General features: G+C 38.5%; 19 protein-coding genes. 14 read left to right on the forward strand and 5 right to left on the reverse strand.

Features of this window, described 5'->3' with window-relative positions; all coding sequences use genetic code 11:
• Positions 1 to 210 precede the first annotated feature (210 nt).
• Positions 211 to 843, reverse strand: coding sequence for a hypothetical protein (locus WAE64_RS04420; RefSeq protein WP_340235009.1), 633 nt, complete (start codon positions 841 to 843; stop codon positions 211 to 213).
• 144 nt (positions 844 to 987) lie between these two features.
• On the opposite strand from WAE64_RS04420, the gene WAE64_RS04425 reads away from it, so the two are divergent.
• Together WAE64_RS04425 and WAE64_RS04430 are read left to right on the forward strand one after the other, a co-directional pair.
• Positions 988 to 2292: a hypothetical protein gene (locus WAE64_RS04425; RefSeq protein ID WP_340235011.1), complete on the forward strand. Its 1305-nt coding sequence runs from the start codon at positions 988 to 990 to the stop codon at positions 2290 to 2292.
• Positions 2293 to 2312: 20 nt separating this feature from the next.
• Positions 2313 to 2615 (forward strand): DUF1330 domain-containing protein, encoded by a 303-nt coding sequence (locus tag WAE64_RS04430; RefSeq protein WP_340235013.1) that lies wholly within the window; start codon positions 2313 to 2315, stop codon positions 2613 to 2615.
• A gap of 71 nt (positions 2616 to 2686) precedes the next feature.
• Here WAE64_RS04430 and WAE64_RS04435 read toward each other — a convergent pair whose 3' ends face one another.
• Positions 2687 to 3556, reverse strand: a complete 870-nt coding sequence (locus WAE64_RS04435; RefSeq protein ID WP_340235015.1) for an alpha/beta hydrolase — start codon at positions 3554 to 3556, stop codon at positions 2687 to 2689.
• 146 nt (positions 3557 to 3702) lie between these two features.
• Here WAE64_RS04435 and WAE64_RS04440 point away from each other — a divergent pair, with 146 nt between their 5' ends.
• Positions 3703 to 4548, forward strand: coding sequence for a UbiA family prenyltransferase (locus tag WAE64_RS04440; protein ID WP_340235017.1), 846 nt, complete (start codon positions 3703 to 3705; stop codon positions 4546 to 4548).
• Between the two features lie 186 nt (positions 4549 to 4734).
• On the opposite strand, the gene fusA is transcribed toward WAE64_RS04440, so the two are convergent.
• Complete coding sequence (gene fusA / locus WAE64_RS04445; protein WP_340235019.1) at positions 4735 to 6822, reverse strand: elongation factor G; 2088 nt, start codon at positions 6820 to 6822, stop codon at positions 4735 to 4737.
• 453 nt (positions 6823 to 7275) lie between these two features.
• Here fusA and WAE64_RS04450 point away from each other — a divergent pair, with 453 nt between their 5' ends.
• Entirely contained in the window at positions 7276 to 8337 is a 1062-nt protein-coding gene (locus WAE64_RS04450; RefSeq protein WP_340235021.1) for a serine hydrolase domain-containing protein, read from the forward strand.
• Positions 8338 to 8542: 205 nt separating this feature from the next.
• On the opposite strand, the gene WAE64_RS04455 is transcribed toward WAE64_RS04450, so the two are convergent.
• Positions 8543 to 9631 carry a carboxypeptidase-like regulatory domain-containing protein gene (locus WAE64_RS04455; protein ID WP_340235023.1) on the reverse strand — a complete coding sequence of 363 codons (1089 nt, stop codon included), beginning with the start codon at positions 9629 to 9631 and terminating at the stop codon, positions 8543 to 8545.
• Positions 9632 to 9760: 129 nt separating this feature from the next.
• On the opposite strand from WAE64_RS04455, the gene WAE64_RS04460 reads away from it, so the two are divergent.
• The 9 genes from WAE64_RS04460 (at position 9761) to WAE64_RS04500 (ending at position 16545) form a co-directional block, all read left to right on the forward strand.
• Positions 9761 to 11104 carry a flavin monoamine oxidase family protein gene (locus tag WAE64_RS04460; RefSeq protein WP_340235024.1) on the forward strand — a complete coding sequence of 448 codons (1344 nt, stop codon included), beginning with the start codon at positions 9761 to 9763 and terminating at the stop codon, positions 11102 to 11104.
• Between the two features lie 494 nt (positions 11105 to 11598).
• Complete coding sequence (locus tag WAE64_RS04465) at positions 11599 to 11847, forward strand: hypothetical protein (protein WP_340235025.1); 249 nt, start codon at positions 11599 to 11601, stop codon at positions 11845 to 11847.
• A 159-nt stretch (positions 11848 to 12006) separates the two neighbouring features.
• Positions 12007 to 12648, forward strand: coding sequence for a Crp/Fnr family transcriptional regulator (locus WAE64_RS04470; RefSeq protein WP_340235026.1), 642 nt, complete (start codon positions 12007 to 12009; stop codon positions 12646 to 12648).
• Between the two features lie 241 nt (positions 12649 to 12889).
• Positions 12890 to 14314, forward strand: coding sequence for an MBL fold metallo-hydrolase (locus WAE64_RS04475; RefSeq protein WP_340235027.1), 1425 nt, complete (start codon positions 12890 to 12892; stop codon positions 14312 to 14314).
• A gap of 97 nt (positions 14315 to 14411) precedes the next feature.
• Complete coding sequence (locus tag WAE64_RS04480) at positions 14412 to 14738, forward strand: rhodanese-like domain-containing protein (RefSeq protein WP_340235028.1); 327 nt, start codon at positions 14412 to 14414, stop codon at positions 14736 to 14738.
• A 12-nt stretch (positions 14739 to 14750) separates the two neighbouring features.
• Positions 14751 to 14957 (forward strand): YgaP-like transmembrane domain, encoded by a 207-nt coding sequence (locus tag WAE64_RS04485; protein ID WP_340235029.1) that lies wholly within the window; start codon positions 14751 to 14753, stop codon positions 14955 to 14957.
• A 12-nt stretch (positions 14958 to 14969) separates the two neighbouring features.
• Positions 14970 to 15185 carry a hypothetical protein gene (locus WAE64_RS04490; RefSeq protein ID WP_340235030.1) on the forward strand — a complete coding sequence of 72 codons (216 nt, stop codon included), beginning with the start codon at positions 14970 to 14972 and terminating at the stop codon, positions 15183 to 15185.
• A 44-nt stretch (positions 15186 to 15229) separates the two neighbouring features.
• Positions 15230 to 15430, forward strand: a complete 201-nt coding sequence (locus WAE64_RS04495) for a YgaP family membrane protein (RefSeq protein WP_340235031.1) — start codon at positions 15230 to 15232, stop codon at positions 15428 to 15430.
• Positions 15431 to 15774: 344 nt separating this feature from the next.
• Positions 15775 to 16545 (forward strand): serine aminopeptidase domain-containing protein, encoded by a 771-nt coding sequence (locus tag WAE64_RS04500; protein ID WP_340235032.1) that lies wholly within the window; start codon positions 15775 to 15777, stop codon positions 16543 to 16545.
• Between the two features lie 13 nt (positions 16546 to 16558).
• Here WAE64_RS04500 and WAE64_RS04505 read toward each other — a convergent pair whose 3' ends face one another.
• Positions 16559 to 17422 (reverse strand): alpha/beta hydrolase, encoded by an 864-nt coding sequence (locus tag WAE64_RS04505; RefSeq protein WP_340235033.1) that lies wholly within the window; start codon positions 17420 to 17422, stop codon positions 16559 to 16561.
• A gap of 610 nt (positions 17423 to 18032) precedes the next feature.
• Here WAE64_RS04505 and WAE64_RS04510 point away from each other — a divergent pair.
• The gene (locus WAE64_RS04510; protein ID WP_340235034.1) at positions 18033 to 21005 is read left to right on the forward strand and encodes a 3-coathanger stack domain-containing protein; all 2973 of its coding nucleotides are present in this window, start codon (positions 18033 to 18035) and stop codon (positions 21003 to 21005) included.
• Positions 21006 to 21615 lie beyond the last annotated feature (610 nt).

The raw sequence follows: 21615 nt of genomic DNA on the forward strand, positions 1-21615 counted from the left end.
CTTGCGTAACAGTACACAGATTTATTCTGGCTGTTATTAGGTTATCTAATGGTAAAACCGTCAAACTGCTTTAAATCACTGGCTTAAAACTGGACACTTTGAGCCAGTGATTAAATTAAAATTTCTGCCCGGCTTCTTCAAATAATACTGCCTAGTTGTTTTTTATAAATTGAATTAGGATTTTATTTATAATTAAAAATACCTGTGTTGTCAGAAAGGCTTTAATACCAGATTCGTAAAAGTGCCACGTGTTGAAGGGCCTGTCCATAAACCTATTTTGCCCGATGTGTTTGCTGCCAGACTTTCTACTACCAGACATGGCTCAGGGCTATTATTAACAAAGACTTTTATCAAGGGTTTTTCAATCATAATTCTGGCATGAAACCAGCCGTTAGGGTCGGGTACAGGATTTACTTTGTTTTCGTATTTGCCCGGAAACGTCTCACGCAGTTTAAACCAAGTTTCGTTTGGTAGATTAGCATATTGTACTGCTCTGCTTCGGCGAGCAGTATCTGCATTGATGAAGTTGAAGGGGCGAAAATAAATGTTTTCGTAGGTTTTATCGTCCTGGATATTAAAGGCAATGCCCACAAAACTTTGTTGCAAAAGATTTTCTCCTTTTACATCAAATTCTATAATACCGTTGCTCATCTCAAAGTTCCGTAGTACCATCATGCCTTCGTCGTCGGCTTTGTTTAAAACGATTGTATCTCTCCAAGCTGGCGTAAGGCGGTTGTAAACTGTCCATAAGTCAGGATTCTTTAAGTTTGCTTTCAGTGTTTTGTTCTGTCCGAAAAGCTGATTTGAAATAATAATTAGAAAGAAGATTGATAGCTTTTTCATGATTTTTTTTAATTAGTGCTAATGAGAAATATCTCGCTTCGATTGATTTTTTTTGACAAATTTGTAGGAAAGAAAAAGCTGTACGTGTTCAAAGGTGTATCAAGAGCGGTTCATTTTTGTTCAAACCTTAATCATAAGCAATAAATGAAGTATTCGGAGGTAGAAAATATTGAAAAATGCAAAAAGGCAATTGAAGATAAACTCAATTGGGGAAGTAGTGCTTTGTGGCTGAATTATGATTTTGAAAGACTAAACGAACAAATATTTGCCGAAACAAATGTACAGTTAAGCGTTTCGACATTGAAGAGAATATTCGGAAAAGCGAGCTATACTAGTTCTCCTTCTTTAACAACACTCAATACACTAGCCCAATTTATTGGCTTTGCCAATTGGCGAGATTTTACCAAAAACCTTGCGCCACAACCAACTATTATTGAACCTCAGGTTGTAGTACCTCCAATGGCTATTCCTGCAAAACCCTTGTTGAATACTAACAAGCGAAGGTATTTTATTTATGGCATTATTAGCACGCTGGCCATTATCAGCCTAATAGGTTTTATGACACAAATAGAAAAGCCGCCTTTAGACCCTGGCAAGTTTGTTTTTAGTGCTAATAAGGTTGTAACAGAGGGCTTGCCTAATTCGGTGGTGTTTACTTATGATGCAACAGCCGCCAAGCCCAACGACTCAGTTTTTATTGTACAAACCTGGGATACCCGCCGAAAGAAACAAGTAGATAGAAATCTGCATCATCATTCGGCTATTTACTATTATCCTGGTTATTTCAGAACAAAACTGCTTGTGAATAATGAAGTAGTAAAAAGGCATGATTTGCAGATTAAAACCGATAATTGGCTAGCCTTGCTAGAGCCGACGCAAGATGCTAAAATACCCTTGTATTTTACTAAGCAGGAAGTACTAAAAGGCCATGAAATAAGTGTTGATAAAGACTTGCTGAAAAAATATGGGCTTACTTTACAGCCCGAGCTGCCAAGAGTAAGGCTTTTTAATCAGACTGATTTAGGTGACCTGATGAGTGATAATTTTACTTTTGAAACTGTACTGAAAAATGATTTTGCAGAAGGCACAGGCGCTTGCCAGCAAGTACAGGTATTGATTCAGTGTAAAGACGATGTTATTATTATTCCGCTGTGTGCTAAAACCTGCATAGGTAATATTAGTTTATATGCTTGCGGCAAAAATACAGAAAGCAAAGATGCCGATTTATCGGGCTTTGGATGTGACCTAAGCCAGTGGACAAAGCTAAGAGTAGAAACGCAAAACAAAGAGATGACTTTTTTTGTGAACGATAAAAAAGTACATACACTTAATTTCCCGAATGATGCTACCGGAATAGTAGGGCTGCAATACCGATTCGGTGGAGTCGGGGCCGTAAAAGATACGTGGATAGAAGGGGCAGGTAAAAGGCATGAGTTTTTGATAAAGTGAATAATTTAACCCGATAAACTATGATTTACATTACTCAGCTAATTTTTGTAAAAGAGGGCAAAGAAGAAGTTTTTCATGAATTTGAAGACAATGTATTGCCACTAATTGAGCGTTTCAACGGTAAGTTACTATACCGGGTACGTCCTAGTGAGGCAGCCTATATACTAACCGATGGCGAGCAACCCTACGAAATACATTTTGTGAGTTTTGAGTCAGAAGACGATTTAAAAGCTTACATGAGAGACGATGGCCGCCTTAAATTTATCCATTTAAAAAATGAGTCGGTGCAGTCAATGCTTCTGGTAAAGGGAGAGAAAATGTAAATGAAGTGTTAACAAGAAAGCCTTGCAGACTATTCTGAAGGCTTTCTTGAAAAATGACTTAACAAAATGCCTTATGGTTTAAGCGAGCCGTTTTCTATAAAAACTTTTTTGAAGAATAGTACGTGATAGGGTAGAGAGTTCTGCCAGTATTCCCAAGTATGTGCACCGGGGCGTTCAGTATAATCATGTGGGGTTTTATTAAACACAAGCCTTTGGTGTAGTTCCCGATTTGCCCCAATCAAAAAATCATCAACACCACAGTCGAAAATGAGGCTTATGTTATTGGTTTTCATTTTATCGGCCATGTTGATTACTGAGGCATCGGCATAATTCTGAGCATTGGTTTCTAGTGGCCCCAAAATCCCTTCAAATGCCTTTTTTATTCCGGTAAATCTTTCGGGTGTAAGATTCCATGCCCACATGTCGGGGTTAAGTGCACCACTCATGCTGCCTGCTGCACAAAACAAATCGGGGTGCCTGTTCGATAAGTATAGCGACCCATAGCCGCCCATCGATAAGCCTGTAATAGCTCTTCCTTTCCGGTCTTTAATGGTTCGATACGTTTTGTCGATTTTCTCAATTACCTCTTTGCTAACGTGCGTTTCGAACTGACTAGCTTTATTCACCTTGCTATCAAGATAATAGCTGAAAATCTCGCCCTCTGGCATCACAATTATAATATTATGCTGGTCGGCCAACGCCTGTATTAGTGTTTTGTCTGGTAATTTCAGCAGCCAATCGCTAAAATGACCATAACCCCCATGCAACAAGTACATGACCGGGTACACTGCTTGATTAGTGGCATAAGATGCCGGAAGCACAACTGCTGCTTTGTAGGTTTTTTGCATAACTGCACTTGGTACTTCTAAGGTATCAACACGAGCAGCGAGTGCTATAAAGCTTTGTAGTAGTAAAATAAAAAGTAAACGGAGTTTCATCATGTTGTAAAAAACTTAGGTTGATTGAAAATAGTGATTTTACAAAAATAGAAAAACATAACATAGAATTAATAAAATAATTAACCGGAAAGAAAAACGATACAGCTAAAAAGTGACAGATTTTAATATCTTTACAAAAAAGATAGCCCATGACAACCAAAGATATTATTCTGCACCTGCGGATTCCGTTTTCTTTTTTTCTGATGCCTGTTTATTGGTTTGCCCTTAGTCAGGCATCAATCGTTGATAAGCCCAAGGCTATCTGGGTTTTTGTTATTCTGCATTTGCTTATCTATACCGCAAGTAATGCTTATAATAGTTATTTTGATAAAGACGAAGGAAGCATAGGTGGACTGGAGAAACCTCCGGCGGTTGATGAGAAACTCTTCTGGGTTGCCTGGGGGATTGATATTCTGGCTATTGTTTTAGGTTTCTTATTTGTGAACCCACTATTTGCGCTACTTATTTTTGTGTACAGCATGGTTTCTAAAGCATATAGCGACGATAAAGTGCGCTTGAAAAAATATGCAGTTTTAAGCTGGTTTATTGTAGGCTTGTTTCAGGGGGCTTTTACATATATCACGGTTATATTAGCTGTGAGCAATAATAATGAGCTACTACAACCGCATTTACTCCCTGCGCTTATCAGTACACTTATGCTTTGGGCTATTTATCCTGTTACACAGGTTTATCAGCACGATGAAGACCGCAAGCGAGGAGATAATACAATGAGTATGCTACTCGGCATAAGAGGCACCTTTGTTTTTACTGCGCTTGTGTTTACGGTGGCATTTGCTTTGTTCTTTCTTTACTTTCCCGAATCAGATTTTATCCTGTTACTTCTGTTTAATCTGCCAACCCTGGCTTATTTTAGTTGGTGGTTTTTAAAGGTATTAAAAGATGCCAACCAAGCTAATTTCAGACACGTGATGTGGCTTAATCTGCTGGCTTCTTTTTGTCTGAATGGCTTTTATATATGGTTGTATGTGAGGTAATATGATGCTAAAGAATGATAAAAATAGTGTTCATATTAGAGAGTACACTAATTGGCCTTCTTCAGGGGATTATTAAAGAAGCAATAATTTGAATATAGCTACTATCTATAAACCAAAAACACCTGCCTCAGGTTTGAAGCAGGTGTTTTGTTATAATAATATATTAATCTTACGATTGAAGTCTTATTATTTTGATTTCGCAATTACGCCTTCTGCAATGTTTTGCGGAACGATTTCGTAATGAGAGAAAGTCAAGTTAGCCGTTGCACGACCAGATGACATCGTACGAAGGTCAGTTACATAACCGAATAGTTCAGATAAAGGTACATCAGCTTTGATTACTTGTGAACCAGCTTTAGTATCCATACCTTTCATCATACCACGACGACGGTTTAAGTCACCAGTGATAGGACCAGTGTATTCGTCAGGTGTAACAACCTCTACTGCCATGATTGGTTCTAACAATTTAGGACCAGCCAGACGAGCAGCTTCTTTAAAGCCCATACGAGCAGCTAGTTCAAATGAAAGAGAGTCAGAGTCAACATCGTGGTAAGAACCATGAAATAAACGAACTTTCATTGAATCAACAGGGAAACCAGCTAATGGGCCATTTGACATAGCCGACTCGAAACCTTTTTGGATTGCAGGGATAAACTCTTTTGGAATAATACCACCTACAATGTTGTTAACGAACTCAAGACCTTGTTTTTCGTCTTCACGTGGCCCGATTTCGAATACGATATCAGCAAATTTACCACGACCACCCGATTGTTTTTTGTAAACCTCACGGTGTTCGATAGTTTTGGTGATAGTTTCTTTAAACGCTACCTGTGGCGCACCTTGGTTTACTTCTACTTTGAACTCACGACGCATACGGTCAATAATGATTTCAAGGTGAAGCTCACCCATACCACGGATGATCGTCTGACCTGTTTCTTCGTTTGATTCAACTTGAAGTGTTGGATCTTCTTCAATCAATTTAGTGATTGCTTTCGAGAAGTTATCTTGGTCGGCTGTTTTCTTAGGCTCAATTGCATAACCAATAACCGGATCAGGGAATACCATCGATTCTAATACAATCGGGTTTTTCTCGTCTGACAAAGTATCACCGGTTTTAATATCTTTGAAACCTACTACCGCACCGATATCACCAGCACCTAGGCGGTCGATAGAGTTTTGTTTGTTGGCGTGCATCTGGAAGATACGAGAGATACGCTCTTTGTTGCCCGAACGGTTGTTCAATACATAAGAACCTGCATCTAGTCCACCAGAGTAAGCACGAATGAAACACAAACGACCAACGTAAGGGTCAGTAGCAATTTTAAACGCCAAAGCAGCGAACGGATCGCTTTCTGAAGGTTTACGAATCACCTCAGCACCTGTGTTAGGGTCTGTTCCTTTAATCGCTTCTTTATCAAGAGGTGATGGTAACAATGCCATTACGTAGTCAAGCATAGTTTGTACACCTTTGTTTTTGAATGACGAACCACAAAGCATCGGAACGATTTTCATGCTGATAACCGCCTGACGAAGTGCCGCTAAAATTTCAGCCTCAGTAATTGAGTTTGGATCTTCGAAGTATTTCTCCATCAAAGTATCATCAAATTCAGCTACTGCTTCTAGTAATTTTTCACGGTATTCAGTTGCTTCATCCATCATATCGTCAGGAATAGGCACCTCAGTGAAAGTCATACCTTTATCGTGCTCGTTCCATATAAGACCACGGAAGTTTACTAAATCAACTACACCTTTGAAATTATCTTCAGCACCGATTGGCAATTGAAGCGGTACTGCATAGCTACCTAACATTTCCTTTACTTGTTTACACACGTTAAGGAAATCGGCACCTGAGCGGTCCATTTTGTTTACGAAGCCCAAACGAGCAACGTTATAGTTATTAGCTAAGCGCCAGTTAGTTTCTGATTGAGGCTCAACACCATCAACCGCACTAAATAAAAACACTAAGCCATCCAATACACGTAGTGAACGGTTTACTTCTACAGTAAAGTCAACGTGACCCGGAGTATCAATAATATTGATGTGATATTTTTGGTCTCTGTAGTTCCAGCCAACGGTAGTAGCAGCTGATGTGATGGTGATACCTCTTTCCTGCTCTTGCTCCATCCAGTCCATCGTAGCAGCTCCATCGTGTACCTCACCAATTTTGTGGCTTACGCCGGCATAATAAAGGATACGCTCAGTGGTAGTTGTTTTACCTGCGTCAATGTGGGCAGCAATACCGATGTTTCTTGTAAATTTTAAATCGCGTGCCATTTTTTTAGATTTTTTTCAAAAATGTTTTTAAGAGTCTGATTATCAGACAATTTTGTTTAGAAACTTTATATCCAATTAAATTAGAAGTCCATTTCGGGGTGCAAAATTAAGAAGACTTTTTGATAAAATCAAAAACGTTTTATTATTTATAAATAAATCTTATGGGGTATATATGTCCTCGTTATCAGAATGTTATGAAATAACGAGCCTATTTGCCCTCAAGATACAAAAATGGGAGTTTTGCCTCCTGCTTTTCGAGCCAGCAAAAACTTTCGCATACGTTTTTATTTATGCTAATAATATTTTAACTTTTTAATTCGTAATAAATATAACCTCAAACGTAATTCTTAAACCTGATTTTACATACCTATTAATACCCCCACTAGCAAAACCTTATGTTTGGTAAAATTATACGCCAATACATTCATTTGACAAATAAAAACATACAAAATAATGAAAAGCCTGTTTTACATTTTCCTTGCCTCAACTATTCCGTTTGTGGCTTTGTCGCAAACCAAAAGTACTTTTCCGGGTACTGCAATGCTCGAAATCGAAAAAGGTAAGTATCCAAACATTGATGGTATTGTTGTTTCGCAACATAACAAAACCATCTATCAGCATTATTTTAATGCATTAAATGCGAACTCTCTGCATGATACCCGCTCGTCATTCAAATCTATTACAAGCTTGCTTATGGGTATTGCTATTGACAAAGGCTATATTAAAAGCGTGAATGAAAAAGCCTATTCGTTTTTCCCGCAGTATAGTTCGTTTAAGAATTTAGAGCATAATAAGCTGGATATGACAATAAAGGATTTGTTGGAAATGAAAGCCGGCTTTGATTGTGAAGAATGGAACAGCACCAAAGATTGTGAAGACGAGATGGAACAAACAAAAGACTGGCTTAAGTTTTCGTTAGACCTCCCGATGGCTCATAAACCTGGCACACACTGGGATTATAATTCATCGGCGCCGATGGTAATTGGCGGAATTATTGAATCAGTGACCAAAATGCCTCTTGATAAATTTGCAGAAATGTATTTGTTTAAACCATTGGGCATAAAAGAATATAGATGGACAAAAGACCCCGTAGGACATGCCATGACGGCCGGGTCGTTTTATATGAAACCAATTGATATGGCAAAAATAGGGCAGTTGGTTTTAAACAAAGGAATATGGCAGAATAAGCAAATTATTTCCAGAAAATGGATTGATGAATCTACCAAACCGATTACCAAGATTGAAGATTTTTCAAACGTAGCTATAGCCAAAACAAAAGATGTATTGCCACAACCAACTTACTATGGATACTATTGGTATAATGAAAAAATGCGTACTGATAAGTTTAGCTATAATGTTGTATTCGCCTCAGGAAATGGAGGGCAGTATATTATGATAATTGATGAACTTGACCTGGTTGTAGCCTTTACAGGTAATAGCTTTGGTTCATGGAAATCTAAATATCCTTTCGAAGTCTTAATTAAAAACATATTGCCATACGTAAGTAAGAAGTAAAATGTACTTACATAAAAATAGTGAGAGAACCAGTCTCTCACGTTTTTTAAATCAAAACAGCAAAACGAAAGTATTGTTATATTTCAGGTATTCACAGCATTTTTGCTTTGTATAGCGATAAGTTGTGTGGAGTTGATAGACCAAATTTTATACCCTCAAAATAAAACTTCGGTGCTACACATAGTTATTATTCGTCACAGTTTTGTTATCTCTCAATTAATACACGTGCTGTTGAAATCTCATGTTCAGTAGGGCTTCTTTCATTGTTATAAACAGCACGAACAATGTAAGCTCCTTGTGGAATGCCTCGCACATCAACACTAATCATACCGTCATTTAGCTTAGTAAAACTCTCCTGAAAAATTCGCCCTGAATAATCATACAATTGAACACTTGTTATTTCTTGAAAACCATTTTCTCTGAACCACCTTTCCTCGTTGTTACGCTCAAAAGAATTGCCGGTTGAGTCTGTTGAGGCTACTAACTCAGGTACCAGAATCAATTCGCCGTTTTGTACAGCATTGCCCCAGATTGTTATTTGGGTATTATACTTTTTTTGCTCTTGAATCTCTACACCAAGAATCCCAACACCCCCTGATATACAATATCTTCGTTCTGCACTGTAACCTACAACCGTAACCTCTAATAAACCCATGTAATCTGCTTCCAATGCGATTTTTGCAAAACCTTTATTGTCCGTTACTTTTTTCTCAATAGTTTTGAAACCCACAAATCCAAATATTAATGTATCTGCCTCAGAGGCTTCAATTTTATAGTTACCGTTGTTATCAGAAACAGTTCCTTTTGTTGTACCTTTAATGAAAATCGAGGTTCCTGGTAGTGCTTCCTTGCTTTCTGCATCTATAATTTGTCCCGAAATCATTCTTGTTTGCCCAATTCCCTGTTCTATACTTAATAAGGTTAAAACTGCTGCCGCCATATTACGGACTAGCTTTATATGCTGAATCAACGGTAGCCTTATCTGCTGCTTTTGTTTAATTACCCTTACCGGAATTTCGTACTGCAATTGCTCATTTTCTACACGCCATGTCGGAAACCACTCTTCTATGTTATATTTCCTCTTGAGTTGGTCTTCTCTGAAACGCCCACATAAACCTTGCGATGAATTTTGGCGGTCTCTGAAAAAAGCTACTAGTTCACTTTCAGACATACTGCTGAAATCTATTACGTTTTTCTGGCACGAGGCACAAAAACCGCCTGTTGATGTTGGCGTGAACGACTCCCATTGTTCATGACAGGGATTCTCGATATTTAGTTGGAAAGATTGTTTCATAAATTTAGAAAATTAGGTTTTGTTGTATTGATGCAGCCCTAAAGCTTTTTCCATAAAAGATTCCGGTTTTTTTTGTTGAGAAAAATAAAATACGCAAATTCGGGTCTGTTCTTCAACCTATTAACCTATATGCAAACCTACGATACCATCATTGTCGGAGCCGGTTATGCCGGACTCACCGCTACCCGAGAACTACTCAAAGCAGGTAAAAAAGTAATTTTATTAGAAGCTCGGGATAGAGTAGGAGGGCGGGTGCATACACAGCATTTTGAAGATGGAAGTTACGTAGACTTGGGAGCTGCATGGGTAGGGCCAACTCAGGATAAACTTTATGCTTTAGCTAAAGAGTTTGCTGTGGAGACCTTTCCGACTTATGATACAGGCAAGAGTACTTTATTTTATAACAATAAACTAAAACATTATAAAGGGCTTATTCCTCCTTTGCCCATTGGTTCTTTATTGAGCCTCGATATGGCCATTAAGCGGATAAACAAGTTATCTAAAACGGTAGATTTAAAAAGTCCGTGGAATACACCAGATGCCGCTTACTATGATTCGATGACGCTAGCTACCTGGATGAACAGGCAAATGCCTTTTAATTCGGCCAAAGTAATGTTTAAACTAGCTGCCGAGGCTATATGGGCGGCTGACCCTAATGAGATTTCGATGCTCCATGCCATGTTTTATACGAAATCATGCCGTGATTTTGATACACTCATGAATGTAAAGAACGGCGCACAAGAGGAAAGATTTGTTGGTGGTGCATCTTTACCTGCTTTAAGGCTGGCTGAAACGTTCAAAGAACACATCAGGCTCAAAAGTGTTGTAAGAGCCATTACCCAGCAGGATAATCAGGTAATAGTAAAAGGCGATGGATTTGAGCTGACGGCATCAAAAGTGATTGTGGCCTTGCCACCAACACTTGCCGGGCGTATCGAGTATGCGCCGATAATGCCTGCCAACCGTGACCAACTCACCCAACGGATGCCTATGGGTACTGTCTGGAAAACCTATGCTATTTATGATACGCCATTCTGGCGAGAGGCCGGGTTAAACGGTCTATCGGCTACAAACGAAGGATATGTTACAGTTACTTTTGATAATTCTCCAAAAGATGCTAGCAAAGGTATCATGATGGGTTTTGTATTAGGTAATCAGGCTAAGGCGTTTAACCAACTTGCACCAGAAGAACGCAAGGCCTCAGCTTTAGATACTTTTGCCAGGTTTTATGGTGAAAAGGCACGTAAGCCCCTTAAATACCTTGACCATAGCTGGGCAGAAGAAGAGTTTACTCGTGGTTGTTATGCCGGGCTGATGCCCACAGGGGCATGGACATCGCTGGGGAAGGCGCTTCGTGAACCCGTAGGCAATATTCATTGGGCAGGGACCGAGACCTCTGACATCTGGAATGGGTATATAGAAGGTGCTATCCGCTCGGGCGAAAGAGTAGCACAGGAAATTTTAAAAAGCTGAATTTGCGGCACAAATTATAACTTTTAAATATGCTTGATTTTATTTGAATGTAACAAAGCAAGAGTGATAATGAAGCTAGTGCTCAATTGCCCCGCCAGATTTGTGAGAAATTATATGAGGGAACCAAACAACTGCAATAATTGTTTTAACAAATATAGATGATAGTATCATATTAGTATTGTATTGACAAATTACCTTAATGCCTAAATATACCTGAAGCCCCTGTAAAGGGGCTTTTTACATTTTGTTTAAAGCGATATTCGTTTACTTTACTACATCAGCTTATAGCAAAAAAGTGCTTAACTGAATAACGTTTATGTATTTTACGTTACTAGCCAATTAACAGATTATACCAATATAATACCTTTGAATAAGAAAACTCTAGTTTATTAATAGATTTATCAGAGTTACCTTGGTTTTTATGCATTTCTTTTTACCTTTACTTACATATAAAAGGTGAAAAGTTTTATATATAGCCATTAGAAAACACTACCATGAAACAAGAAACTTTAAACGAGAGCTTCCAACTCCAGATACTAGAGGCATTGGAGCAAAGCGAAATCAGCCCGCAAGAAATTGTTGAGAGCGGCGATTGTAAGATTTGCCTCATAATCAAAATTTGTGGAGACCTTATCCACGACAAACTAAAACGCTTCGTTAACTTACTCGACAGATCAAAACTAAAATACAATTCCTCATTTTCTCCTAAAGTAGGTATCATGAATATCTCTGTTTTTAAATAGCAGGTTGATTGCCTGATAGGGGAATTGCTAATCATTAAGAAACTTTTACGGTAAGGTTAAGATAATTCTGGACCGAATGTGACTTTTGTTACACATTCAGCGTTTATTTATTGTCTATTTTGTTAATGAATGATAATTATATAAGTTTATTGATGCCTTATGAAGCCGGATATTGTATTGTTGCAAGAGAATTTTACAGGAATATTTGAATTTGAACTACTCCAGGAATTAGCACAAATAGGTACTTTACTGAATGTTGACGAAGGTCATATATTGATGAACGTGGGTAGTTATATAAAGTCGGTGCCTATTATTCTGAAAGGTTCTATTAAGATACTACGGCCCGATACTGAGGGCCGTGAAGCACTATTGTATTATCTTGGTGGGATGGACTCCTGTGCTATGTCGCTTACCTGTTGTTTGGGGCATCGGCAGAGTGAAATACAGGCCGTTGCCGAAGAAAAAACAACGCTGATTAGTGTGCCGATAGAAAAAGTAGAAGAATGGATGACCAAATATAATTCGTGGAAACAATTTGTTTTTATGACTTATCAACGTCGGTTCGAAGATTTACTTAATACCATCGACCAGATAGCATTTCATAAGCTCGACGACCGTCTGCTAATGCTTTTAAAAAGAAAGGCTAAAGCCTGTAATTGTAAAGTATTTGTAATTACACACGAAGAGCTAGCCAGTGAACTGGCAACATCAAGAGAAGTTGTATCGAGATTATTGAAACAACTAGAGAAAATTGGTAAAGTGAAACTTTCGAGAAACAAAATAGAATTACTCCTTAAATAAATACATTTATATTTTATGCTGCACGAGGCTTGTACATACACTGTACAAGCCTCGTGCTTTATATAAAGTACCAGTGTGCTTTGATATGACGAAAATCATTACTTAAATACCCGGGCTCTTATACCTTTAAACAAAAAATGCCGAAAAAAACAGCACTGTGAGTAATGTTACAGAAAAGCTTACGTACAGCAAATAGTTTTGTGGTATTAATTAAGATTGAAACTTAAACACATTTACAGTTATGAAAGTAGAGCAAATTTATACTGGTTGTTTAGCAGAGGCTGCTTATTATATTGAATCAGAAGGCGAAGCAGTTGTGATTGACCCTTTACGAGAAAGCCAACCATATATTGAACGTGCAGCACGAGATAATGCAAAAATAAAATATGTTTTTGAAACACATTTTCATGCCGATTTTGTATCGGGGCATATTGACTTAGCTCAAAAAACCGGAGCTACTATTGTATTTGGACCAACCGCAAAGCCATCTTATGAGGCATATATTGCACAAGATAATGATGAGTTTCAGATTGGTAAGGTGCGTATCAGACTGTTACATACGCCTGGTCATACATTAGAGTCATCATGCTATTTATTAATTGATGAACATGGAGAAGAAGTAGCTTTGTTCTCGGGTGATACCCTGTTTATTAATGATGTAGGCCGCCCAGATCTGGCTCAACACGTTATAGCCGATTTAACACAGGAAAAACTAGCCTCTTACTTGTTTGATTCGCTTCGGAATAAAATTATGCCTTTAAATGATAACATTATCATTTATCCGAACCACGGAGCAGGGAGTGCCTGCGGTAAAAATATGAGTAAGGAAACCACCGATACGCTTGGGCATCAGAAAAAAGTGAATTATGCACTTGATACAAGCCTTACAAAAGAGCAATTTATTAAGGAAGTGCTTACAGGCCTGGTACCACCTCCCGGCTATTTCCCTTTCAATGTACTCATGAATCTCAGAGGCTACGAGAGCTTAGATAAAGTAATAGACAGAGGAACCAGAGCATTAAGTGTACTCGAATTTGAAGTGGCTATGCATGAAACCGAGGCCTTGGTGCTAGATGTGAGAAAAGCCGAGACCTTTGCCAAAGGGTTTGTACCGGGTGCTATCAATATTGGTCTTGAGGGGCAATTTGCAACTTGGGTGGGTACTTTAATACCTGATTTGAAACAGCCTATATTATTGATAAGCGATACAGGCAAAGAAGAAGAGGCAGTATTGCGTATGGCTAGAGTTGGCTATGATAATTGCATAGGATTTTTAAAAGGCGGTTTTGAAGCATGGAAACAGGCCGATAAAGAAACAGATAAAATAGAAACAATAAGTGCTGAAACTTTTGCCGAATTATGGAAGAACCATAAAAAAGAGCTAGATGTAATAGATGTTAGAAAGAAAAGCGAGCATGATGCCGAGCATATTATAGGAAGCGAAAATATGCCACTTGATTTTCTGAATAATTATATGGCGCAATTTAAACCAGATAAAATATATTATTTACATTGTGCTGGTGGGTATCGTTCTATGATAGCAGCTTCAATACTAAAGGCGCGGGGCGTTAAACATTTAATAGATGTTACGGGTGGTTTTAGCGCTATTAAAGCCACAAATAAGGTAGGCATAAGTGAGTATATATGCCCAACAACCTTGTTATAAGTTTCTAAAATTATGTTTCTTATGTAACAATAATCACAGTATAAGTGAGAATGATTAATGAAATTTGTTATCATTAATCATTTTAAACAACATAGAAATGTTCGATTTTTTTAAAACTAAGAAACAGTACCAAGATTTGGCGGGTCAGGCCTTTAAACAGATGCTGACTGATAATAAAGATTCTGTATTGCTTGATGTGCGTACGGCAGGCGAATACCGTCAAGGTGCAATAAAAGGAGCTATTAATATAGATATAATGGGGGCTGATTTTCATGCTAAAATAGCGAAACTTGACCCACATAAAACTTATCTGATTTATTGCCGAAGCGGTAACCGCAGTGCACAGGCCTGTAAATATATGGCAAGCCTTGGCTTTAAAGATGTCTATAATCTTTCGGGAGGTATAGGAAGTTTTCCACTTTAAAAAATAAAGAAGATGAATACATTACTTAAAAACTGGGATTTGCTCCGAATTGTAAGGTTGGTGGCTGGTTTAGTGATAATTTTCATGTCTATTGCTGAAAATCAGATAATTTTAAGTATTATTGGTGTTTTATTGCTAATTCAGGCTGTATTAAACTTTGGTTGTGGCCCAAATGGCTGCGATATTAATTCTAACAGAAGATACAAACGAAGGAGCTAAACAGGTAAAGACATGAAATATGTAAAGTTTTTAGCGTGGATAGGTACAGGTATAGGCGCCATTGGAGGGTATTTATACTGGAAAGAAATAGGATGTATTACAGGTACGTGCCCGCTTAAATCTCAATGGCAAACAATGATTCCTATCGGAGCATACTTTGGTTTTGTGGCAGGCGATGTGCTGAAAGGTTTTTTTATGCCCAGTAAAAAAGATGGAGATAAGCAGTAATAGGAAACTTAGCTAAATAATCATAGAATCTAAACTATCTTAACATGAAAAACCTTGGCAGAATCGACCGTGTCATTCGGGTAATTGTTACGCTCATTGTAATCAGCCTTTACTATACCGATGTACTAAATGGAATATGGGGCATTTTAGCTGTAGCATTAGCCAGTATCACCTTAGTTACCAGTCTTGTAAGTTTTTGTCCTATCTATTCTGTGATTGGCATTAATACTTCAAATAAACGATAATAAGATATTTGTTATATATTAGAGAATCCTATCGATTTAAGCGGTAGGATTTTTTGTTTTATAACCCTAAACTTATCATTTCTGGTTTTAATCTGGTAGCTGAAATGAAAGGTAAATTCAGAACCTCAATTGGTGAGCTATAGATGCGTAAAAGATATAGGTGTTTTAATATTAATTAAGCAAATAAATTCTATCCAGTCAAAAAATCTGAGTTATATGCGATACCATGTCATTCATTTCAAAATCCCTTTTACAACAGGCAATTTTTGTATCTGATGAATAAGAATCGGTTTATTGTTTTTCAGTAAATTGCATCATCAAAAACGTGCTTAATTATAATACTGATGAAAACCACTCGCAACTCACAAATCCTGAGCCTTCTTTTTGCATTTATTTGCTTATTCAATTCACAAACAAAAGTACTTGCCCAGTCTGGCGTAAAGTTAGATAGTGTTCGTTGGCTCGATAAATCTCGTAATCGTGTTATTCCTGTAGCTTTTTATACACCTGAAACAAACAAAAAAATTAAGAGTCAGCCATTAGTGATATTTAGTCATGGTTATGATGCAAATGTGGGCAGGGCTAATTTGGAGTACTCTTACATTAATGAGAATTTAGCAGCAAACGGGTATTTTGTAGCCAGTATCCAACACGAATTGCCTACTGATAGCCTGTTGCCCATGACAGGCAAACCACAGATTGTGCGACGCTCTAATTGGGAGCGAGGTGTAGCAAATATTTTATTTGTACTGAACGAAATCAAAAAGACTCACCCATCCCTTGACTACAAGCATGTAATTTTAATTGGGCACTCAAATGGTGGCGATATGACGGCTTTATTTGGGCAAAAATATCCAGGTTTAGTCAGCAAAATTATTACCTTAGATAACCGTAGAGTAGCTTTACCCCGAACTAAAAGACCTCTGGTTTATTCGTTGCGCTCAAGCGACCAACCTGCTGACGAAGATGTGCTACCCACAGAAGAAGAACAGAAAAAGCTAGGAATAACTGTTATTAAACTGCCTGATACTATACACAACCACATGGATAACGATGCAAATGAACGCCAACGAAAAGAGATTAACGATTATATAATGAAATTCTTAGGCAAATAAATGTTTATCCCCATTAATCGTTTGCAGGAGTAGGATTCAGTAACCTGAGCGCATTAAAAATTGCCTGATGTGTAACGGTAGCATGGTCTTCTGCCGGCAGATAATCGAAATAGATTTTCAGATTTTTACTTTTGGTTTTATTGAGCTTTTCCACAAGTAAGTTTGCATCTACTTCCATTACTCTCGGAATTTCTGTTGGGGTTAAGCCTTCTTTGCCAACACCTATATAAACTTTAGTAGCTTGGCTGAAATTTTCTTGTAATACAGCTGAATCAAAGTTTAGTAAAGAGCCATTATCCCACCAGATGCTGGGGCTGATAATGATGTATTGGTTGAATAATGTAGGCTTTTTTAATAAGATTTCTGTAGCCAGCAAACCGCCTAAGGACTGCCCGATAATTGTTTTAGAATTATTTACTTTATAGTTTTTCTCGATATAAGGTTGTAATTCTTTCTCGATAAAGCCTATAAACTTATCTGATTTTCCGGCAGTTTTAAATCTATCCTTGTCTTTCTGAATTGTAGTAGGGTAGGTGAAGTCTCTTCGTCTATCAACATTGGCAATACCTACAACAATTGATTTGGGCACACGATTAATCCAGGAGAATGTATTGAACTGATACAAACCCGTTACATGAATAAAATCTTCGTCTTGCGAGCCATCGAGCAAGTAAACAACAGCGTAACGGGTTGTGTCTTCTTGGTTGTACCCCTCAGGAAGATAAATATTCAGTATCCTTTTTTCGGATAATTGAACTGATTGTATTTCATCGATGCGCCCCAATACGAAAGGTTTACTATTACTTATCGAATGGGTATTTTGCCCAAGACTAATCAATGGAAGAAATAACAAGAAGCAGATTTTCAGGATTTTCATTTATAAGTCTTTGTTTTTAAGTCGTGAATTTAAGTATGATTCTTTAACAACAACAAATTTATACCTTAAACCTATTTATTCGGTTAAAGAGACAATTAAAATATAAAACTCCCGAGTTGATTATGAACTCGGGAGTTTTGGTATATATGCACTTATTGCGTCTTATTTATCTTCAGGCCTTTTTAGGCGATAAAAGTATGAGATACCCTACTTTGTGCCATTTTTTGTTTGTTTGGGGTAAGGTTAGCTTCTTTAAGAAGACTATGAGGGGTGGGTGTCAAGGAAATCTTAAATCACGGTTTACCGTGATTGTTTTTTTATAGCAGATATTGTTCCTTTGGCTAAAAATTCAGCCATGAAAAAATAATGAGTCTGCAATTTTTACAAAGGCCTTAGTTTAAATAAAGGTTCTGAAAACCAGTGAGTTAGCTGTTTTTAGTGAATTATTGTTTGTATAAAGCAGTACAAAAAGTTTTTTGAGTGGATACGTTTTTTCAATACTTACCACTCAGTAAAAAACCAGCATGAATAAGGGGTATTTATTGAAAAACTTCGTACAAAAACAGTAAAATTGATACCGATTTTTCCTAAGCATTCAATAAAATAAGCCATGAAAAGAATTTTTACGTTTAGCCTGTTATTTTTTTATACTTTGCTGCTTAAAGCACAAACATTGCCGAATCCGATACTGTTTTGTACGCAAATACCTGAGCCCGATGGCTTTGGTACTTCGCTTGAAACTTTTGGTAATCATCTTGGTAGCACTTCGGCTGCGCCAAGAGGTGGCGACCTCTACATTCGTTACCCAAACGGGACACTCAAAAACCTTACGCAAACAGCGGGTTATGGGCAAACCGGCATGCAGGGGGCTACATCAATTGCTGTGCGTGACCCTTCTGTACACTGGGACGGCACAAAGGCGCTGTTCAGTATGGTAATTGGTTCGGCTACGGCTCAGTATCAGTTAAATACCTATTACTGGCAGCTTTACGAGATTACGGGTTTAGGAGAAAACGAAACTCCTGTAATTACTAAAGTGCCTAATCAACCAGCTAACTATAATAATGTGCAACCTATTTATGGTACTGACGACCGCATCTTGTTTATCTCAGACCGCCCTAGAAATGGTGAGGCTCATTTGTACCCACAGCATGATGAGTACGAGTCTTCGCCGATTGTAACGGGTATCTGGCGGCTTGACCCCAAAGCCTGCTCTATGGCCGATGGTTTACAGATGCTTACTCACTCACCATCAGGCGATTTTACACCTTTTATCGACAACGCGGGGCGTGTGATATTTACCCGCTGGGATCACCTACAACGTGACCAGCAGGCTGATGCCGATGCCACCGAAGCCCCTATATATGGTACATTCAATTTTTCGGATGAAACAGCCGTAGCTATTAAAACTGCTAATGCCCCCGAAATCGAAGTTTTTCCAGAGCCACGCCCCGGCCGTGATGATTTATTGGCACTACCGCAATGGGCCAATACCAATCCGCAGAACTTCAACATATTTAACCCCTGGATGATGAATGAAGATGGTACCGAACTGGAAATACTCAACCACTTGGGCAGGCATGAAATGGGAAACTACATGACACAGAATTTTACTAATGACCCCAACTTGCACGATTTTTATACGCCTATCAGCCCAACGCCTATTCGTGGTATGTTTCATATTCATGAGTCTGTTACTAACCCCGGCGTGTATTATGGCATAGAAGCTCCTGAGTTTGGTACGCATGGCTCGGGCATGGTAGTAAAGGTACACGCTGCACCCGGTATGCACCCTGAACAAATAACGTTTCAGTATATTACACATCCGGCAACCCGTACGCCTGACGATAATAACCCACCATCACCTAACCATTCGGGTATGTATCGTAATCCGATTCCGCTTACTGATGGCCGCCTGATAGCCTCTCATTCACAATCGCCCAGATATGATGCTAATATCGGAACACCAACGGCTCATATCAGCCGATACAATTACCGTATCCGTTTGTTAGATTCTACCGCAAGTGGGTATTTTGTAGCTAACAATACTGCACTTACTGGCGCAGGTATTTCAAAGACAGTATCGTGGTGGAATCCTGATATAATGATGACTTTCAGCGGTGTATTGTGGGAAACATATCCGGTTGAAGTGCGGGCAAGACCTCGCCCAGCTACGCCAACTACCAACCCTGCTACGGTAGCTCCTTCAGAGCAGGCACTTTTTACTGCTGCCGGAGTTAACCTGCATGATTTCAGAAAGTTTCTTCGCCGAAACAACCTGGCTGTGCTGGCTATCCGTGACGTAACAAGCCGTGATGATGAAGACGAACAACAACCTTTTAATCTGAAAGTATCGGGTAGTGCCCATCAAACCGTTAATCCGAGCTACCCTACACCATTATATGAAGTAAAACACATGCAGTTTTTGCAGGCCGACCAGATTAGGGGCATCGGGGGAATTGATTCGCCAAGGGCAGGCAGAAGAGGAATTGCTCAGTTTTTGCACGACCCAACAGCTATGTTATACAATATGCCTTCTACAGGCGCACAAGGCAGTGCCAATATTCATGCCGATGGCTCGGTAGCTATGGTAGTACCAGCCAAGCGCGCCATTACGTGGCAACTAACCGACGAAAACAACAAAGGCATTGTACGTGAACGTTTATGGTTAAGTGCCATTCCGGGCGAAGTAAGAACCTGTACATCGTGCCACGGTGAAAGTACACTAAACCAGGCAGGGCAACCTTCGCCTACTAATGCGCCACAGGCACTTAGCACTTTGCTGAATCACATAAAAATGATAGATACAGATAACGATGGTGTGAAGGATATTTATGACGCTTATCCGAACGACCCCACTAAGCATATTGCCGAGCCTGTCAATGAGCAGTTTGTATCGAATCTGGCTAGCTGGATGAACGAAAATCTTAATAACGATGCTGTTGCCTGGACTACTACAAACACCTCCTGTAATGCTAATTCGGCTATGATTGATAACCATGCTGCTGATAATACCGGAAGAATAGACCGCTTGAGAAGAGTAATTGATTTATCGAATATGGATGTAGCCACGCTTACTTTTGATGTAGCTTACGCACGCTACAATGCCAGCAGAGCCGACCGTTTAAGAGTATGGGTTGTAACGTGCAACGGTACTCAGCAATTGGTGTATGATAAAGCCGGAAGCGCGTTGGCTACTGTACCCGACCAGACTTCGGTGTTTATCCCCGCCGCCTGTAATCAATGGCGAAAAGAAACCGTTAATTTATCTTCTTTTGCCGGGCGAACAGTTCAACTTGTTTTTGAAGATGTAGGTGGCTATGGTAACAGGCTATATCTGGATAACATACTGATTCAGGAAACTGGAAACACCTGCCCGGATAGCCGGACAATATCAGGGAATATTCTGGCAGGTAAATATGATGCCGCCACTACTATTGTAACCCAAATTAATACCCCAACCAGAGTTTTGTCGGCATCAAGTGTAACCATGAATGCAGGAAATTCAATTACATTGCAAGCTGGTTTTGAGGCTCAAAGCGGAAGTATATTTAGGGCATATATAGGCGGATGTGGATACTGATCTGACCTGAAAAGTTCTTTAAGCCGTTTAGCTAAACTATTTAGCTAAACGGCTTTTGCATTGTAAAATACTTCTATTATAGTACCTTTGAATACCTTCGGCGTCTACTGCCGATTAATAGCAAAAAATGATTAGCAAATAATTATTAACCTACTTGTCGATAAAATGAGCCTAATGGTATAATATTTATTTGAGTATGTGTTTTTAGAAAGCTATTTAGCAGACTATTTCAAAACCTATTAAATTTGGGCTGCCGATATTTCTTAGTCAACAGCTTTTTAGTATATCCTGTCTTTTAGTTTTAGTTCAGAATTTAAAGTGCTAACGTTTAATCATGTTTTTTTAATATTTTTTAATAAATATCGTACCAATAGAAATTTTTTTAATAAACAATATTGCATTTTGCTGACATTTTATGTTGTTTTACGGGCAAATTATAAGCCCCGAACTAAATAACACAAATGCAAAGCCTTAACCTAATGACTTTGGTATCTACCAGAACGCTAAGTTCTACATTGAATAAGAGCATCTATGCTTTTATCTGAATCTTTGACCCTCTAAAGTTAATTTTATATTTTTTTTCTAAACCTCAATTCTATTATGACAAAAA

Source organism: Emticicia soli, from assembly GCF_037860775.1.
GTDB lineage: Bacteria > Bacteroidota > Bacteroidia > Cytophagales > Spirosomataceae > Emticicia > Emticicia soli.

What these genes read in the sequence shown, in the direction of transcription:
- WAE64_RS04450 (WP_340235021.1), top strand. Translation starts at nt 7,276, where the DNA reads ATGAAAAGCCTGTTTTACATTTTCCTTGCCTCAACTATTCCGTTTGTG.
- fusA (WP_340235019.1), bottom strand. Translation starts at nt 6,822, where the DNA reads ATGGCACGCGATTTAAAATTTACAAGAAACATCGGTATTGCTGCCCAC.
- WAE64_RS04475 (WP_340235027.1), top strand. Translation starts at nt 12,890, where the DNA reads ATGAAAGTAGAGCAAATTTATACTGGTTGTTTAGCAGAGGCTGCTTAT.
- WAE64_RS04480 (WP_340235028.1), top strand. Translation starts at nt 14,412, where the DNA reads ATGTTCGATTTTTTTAAAACTAAGAAACAGTACCAAGATTTGGCGGGT.
- WAE64_RS04430 (WP_340235013.1), top strand. Translation starts at nt 2,313, where the DNA reads ATGATTTACATTACTCAGCTAATTTTTGTAAAAGAGGGCAAAGAAGAA.
- WAE64_RS04490 (WP_340235030.1), top strand. Translation starts at nt 14,970, where the DNA reads ATGAAATATGTAAAGTTTTTAGCGTGGATAGGTACAGGTATAGGCGCC.
- WAE64_RS04420 (WP_340235009.1), bottom strand. Translation starts at nt 843, where the DNA reads ATGAAAAAGCTATCAATCTTCTTTCTAATTATTATTTCAAATCAGCTT.
- WAE64_RS04440 (WP_340235017.1), top strand. Translation starts at nt 3,703, where the DNA reads ATGACAACCAAAGATATTATTCTGCACCTGCGGATTCCGTTTTCTTTT.
- WAE64_RS04505 (WP_340235033.1), bottom strand. Translation starts at nt 17,422, where the DNA reads ATGAAAATCCTGAAAATCTGCTTCTTGTTATTTCTTCCATTGATTAGT.
- WAE64_RS04425 (WP_340235011.1), top strand. Translation starts at nt 988, where the DNA reads ATGAAGTATTCGGAGGTAGAAAATATTGAAAAATGCAAAAAGGCAATT.
- WAE64_RS04435 (WP_340235015.1), bottom strand. Translation starts at nt 3,556, where the DNA reads ATGATGAAACTCCGTTTACTTTTTATTTTACTACTACAAAGCTTTATA.
- WAE64_RS04460 (WP_340235024.1), top strand. Translation starts at nt 9,761, where the DNA reads ATGCAAACCTACGATACCATCATTGTCGGAGCCGGTTATGCCGGACTC.
- WAE64_RS04510 (WP_340235034.1), top strand. Translation starts at nt 18,033, where the DNA reads ATGAAAAGAATTTTTACGTTTAGCCTGTTATTTTTTTATACTTTGCTG.
- WAE64_RS04455 (WP_340235023.1), bottom strand. Translation starts at nt 9,631, where the DNA reads ATGAAACAATCTTTCCAACTAAATATCGAGAATCCCTGTCATGAACAA.
- WAE64_RS04500 (WP_340235032.1), top strand. Translation starts at nt 15,775, where the DNA reads ATGAAAACCACTCGCAACTCACAAATCCTGAGCCTTCTTTTTGCATTT.
- WAE64_RS04470 (WP_340235026.1), top strand. Translation starts at nt 12,007, where the DNA reads ATGAAGCCGGATATTGTATTGTTGCAAGAGAATTTTACAGGAATATTT.
- WAE64_RS04495 (WP_340235031.1), top strand. Translation starts at nt 15,230, where the DNA reads ATGAAAAACCTTGGCAGAATCGACCGTGTCATTCGGGTAATTGTTACG.
- WAE64_RS04465 (WP_340235025.1), top strand. Translation starts at nt 11,599, where the DNA reads ATGAAACAAGAAACTTTAAACGAGAGCTTCCAACTCCAGATACTAGAG.
- WAE64_RS04485 (WP_340235029.1), top strand. Translation starts at nt 14,751, where the DNA reads ATGAATACATTACTTAAAAACTGGGATTTGCTCCGAATTGTAAGGTTG.